Source organism: Cryobacterium sinapicolor (assembly GCF_004403465.1).
In the GTDB taxonomy this organism is placed as follows: domain Bacteria; phylum Actinomycetota; class Actinomycetes; order Actinomycetales; family Microbacteriaceae; genus Cryobacterium; species Cryobacterium sinapicolor.
The window spans coordinates 1-3238 of the sequence record NZ_SOGQ01000043.1; the positions used below are offsets into that span (position 1 = coordinate 1).

Here is a 3238-nt window from a genome sequence, read left to right on the forward strand (position 1 = left end):
TGAACGACCAACAACACCCGCACCAGCCAGCCTCGTCGGGATCAATCACCTCGCCGACGAAACCGCCACAAACTAACCCAAGTGACTCCAGTCAGCTTGACATCGCCCGGCACCCATCGAATGGCCTCCCTGATCTGGCCCTGTGCGGCCGAATCATATATGATCTGAAAAGCGATAATAGAAATTAGTGTTCGAATATCGAACGCACCCGCCCAACGCAGCCCACAAAGAAGTGAGGAAGCCGTGCATTTTCACCACCACGGATACGTGTCCACCGATCCCCGCATCCAGGATGCCGCGGGCGTCGGCCTCGACCGCCCCGACGAACTCCCCGACAACGTCGAAGTGCTTATCGTCGGAACGGGGCCGGCCGGCATGATAACCGCGGCCCAGCTTTCACAGTTTCCCGGTATCACGACACGGATCGTCGAGCGTCGGGGCGAACGCTTGGCGATCGGGCAGGCCGACGGTATTCAGGCCCGCAGCGTCGAGACCTTCCAGGCGTTCGGTTTTGCAGAGCGCATCATCGCCGAGGCCTACCGCATCACCGAGATGGCCTTCTGGACGCCGGATCCTGCCGACGTGACCCGCATCATCCGTTCGGCCCGTGCCGTGGACGACCCCACCGGCATCAGCGAATTCCCGCATCTCATCGTCAACCAGGCGCGGGTGCTGGACTACTTCGCCGAGGTGATGGCCCACTCCCCCACGCGCATGGAGCCGGATTTCGGCTTCGACTTCCGACGCCTGGAGAACACGGATGAGGGCGAGTATCCCGTCACGGTCACCCTCGTGCACACGACCGGGGAGAAGATGGGCCAGGAGCGGATCGTGCACGCCAAGTACGTGGTGGGCGCCGACGGTGCCCGCAGCGCCGTGCGCGATTCGATCGGCTGCACGCTCGCCGGCGACCAGGCCCAGCACGCCTGGGGAGTGATGGACGTGCTCGCGGTCACCGACTTCCCGGACATCCGGATGAAGTGCGCGATCCAGTCGGAGTCGGGCGGCAACATCCTGCTGATTCCGCGTGAGGGCGGGGCCCTGTTCCGCATGTACGTGGACCTGGGTGAGGTGCCCGCCGACGACAACGGCGCCGTGCGCAAGACAACGATCGACGAGATCATCGCGAAGGCGAACCAGATCATTCACCCGTACTCGCTCGACGTGAAGAACGTGGCGTGGAACAGCGTCTACGAGGTGGGCCACCGCCTCACCGACCGATTTGACGATGTGCTCGCCCACGAGATCGGCACACGGATGCCGCGGGTCTTCATCACCGGTGACGCCTGCCACACGCACAGCGCCAAGGCCGGCCAGGGCATGAACGTGTCAATGCAGGACGGCTTCAACCTGGCCTGGAAGCTCGGCTACGTGCTCGAGGGTCGCAGCCCCGAATCCCTGCTCGGCACCTACTCGGCCGAGCGTCAGGTGATCGCGAAGAACCTGATCGACTTCGACCGGACCTGGTCGACCCTGATGGCGACGAAGTCGGAGGACCTCGAGGTGCCGCTGGAGGAGTTCTACACGCAGACCGCCGAGTTCCCGTCCGGCTTCATGACGCAGTACCCGCCGTCGATGCTGATCGGTGAGGCCACCCACCAAGGTCTCGCGACCGGGTTCCCCCTCGGCAAGCGCTTCAAGTCCGCCCCGGTGATGCGCGTTCCCGACGCCAACCCCGTGCAGCTCGGGCACCACCACATCGCCGACGGCCGGTGGCGCGTGTACGCGTTCGCGGATGCCGCGACATCCGGTGAGGCCTCGGCGCTGTCCGACTGGGCCGAGTGGATTCGGACCGCGCCCGAGTCGCCGCTGCTCGCGCACACCCCCGCCGGAAGCGACATCGACAGTGTCTTCGACATCAAAGTGGTGTACCAGCAGGAGCACACCGGCGTGGATATCGGCCGGGTTCCGGAGGCATTCCTGCCGAGAACCGGCCCGTTCGAGCTGATCGACTACGAGAAGCTCTACGCGACCGACCTGGCGAACGACATCTTCGAGCTGCGCGGGATCGACCGCGGCGGCGCCGTCGTAGTGGTGCGCCCCGACATGTACGTGGCGACGGTTCTGCCGCTGACCGCGACCGCCGAGCTGGCTGCGTTCTTCCGGCAGATGCTGCTGGTGCGGTAGGTCCTCGTTACGGGCTCCCAGCTGCGGGGCACCCGTTCGGCCGTGAGTGCGGCTGAAACGTCGGTCTGGGCTGGGCTAAGCGGCGATTCAACCGCACTCGCGGCTACTCGGCGGACGGCCGCTGCCGCTGCCTTTTGGTGGCCGACCGCTGTTGCTTCGCTGCGAGGTGCCGTCGACCCGAACCTCGGGTGGGCTTGGTCGGGCGGCGTGGTGCCGCATCGGGAGCCAGGCCGGCGGCCACGAGATCGGCGAGCTTCGCCAGGGCGAGCTCGCGGTTGCGCAGCTGGGACCGCCGTTCGGAGGCGGTCACGGTGATCACCCCGTCGACGAGACGTTTGGCTAAGCGGGCGAGCAGGCGCATCCGTTGATCGTCGGAGAGCGTCGTCGACTCGGCCACGTTCCAGAAGAGTTCGACGCGGCTATCGGAGGTATTGACGTGCTGGCCGCCCGGCCCGGACGACCGCGAGAACCGCCAGCCGAGCTCACGCTCGGGAATGGTGAGCGCGGGCACCACCTCCAGATCCATGTGATCAGCGTGCCACGATCCGGACGACAGTGCCGGCCGGAGCGCCCCGGCGGCCGAACTCGCCCGTGGTCGAGCCCCGTGGTCGAGCCCGGTCTCCCAAACCGCCGGACACTCACGTCGCCGGCGGTCGAGCCTGTCGAGACCTTGGTGGCCTGTTTTCGGGGTCTCGCACACCCGGTGGTCGAGCTTGTCGAGACCCTGGTGCCCCGATCCCGGGGACTATGCACCCCGTGGTCGACCCTGTCGAGACCCTGGTGCCCCGATCTCGGGGACTACGCACCCGGTGGTCAAGCCTGTCATGACCGTGGTGCCCCGATCCCGGGGACTATGCACCCGGTGGTCGAGCCTGTCGAGACCCTGGTGCCCCGATCCCGGGGACTCACGCACCCGGTGGTCAAGCCTGTCATGACCGTGGTGCCCCGATCCCGGGGACTCACGCACCCGGTGGTCGAGCCTGTCGAGACCCTGGTGGCCTCGCCCGGTGGTTGCCCGTGGTCCGCCAGGTTTGGGTTGGGTCGTAGCAGAGTGGTGCCCTGACTTCGGGTTTGCCTTTCACCATGCGGATCTGCCAGCCGGAGGTGTCGA

General features: G+C 66.5%; 2 protein-coding genes. One reads left to right on the forward strand and one right to left on the reverse strand.

Going from position 1 to position 3238, the window contains the following annotated elements:
* The first annotated feature begins 243 nt into the window (after window positions 1-243).
* Window positions 244-2127 (forward strand): FAD-binding monooxygenase, encoded by a 1884-nt coding sequence (locus E3T28_RS08765; RefSeq protein ID WP_134429850.1) that lies wholly within the window; start codon window positions 244-246, stop codon window positions 2125-2127.
* Window positions 2128-2230: 103 nt separating this feature from the next.
* Here E3T28_RS08765 and arfB read toward each other — a convergent pair whose 3' ends face one another.
* A complete protein-coding gene (gene arfB, locus E3T28_RS08770; protein WP_134417764.1) occupies window positions 2231-2653 on the reverse strand; it encodes an alternative ribosome rescue aminoacyl-tRNA hydrolase ArfB in 423 nt (140 codons plus the stop codon).
* Window positions 2654-3238: the final 585 nt, after the last annotated feature.

Coding starts and splice junctions, on each gene's coding strand:
- arfB (WP_134417764.1), bottom strand. CDS start 2,653: ATGGATCTGGAGGTGGTGCCCGCGCTCACCATTCCCGAGCGTGAGCTC.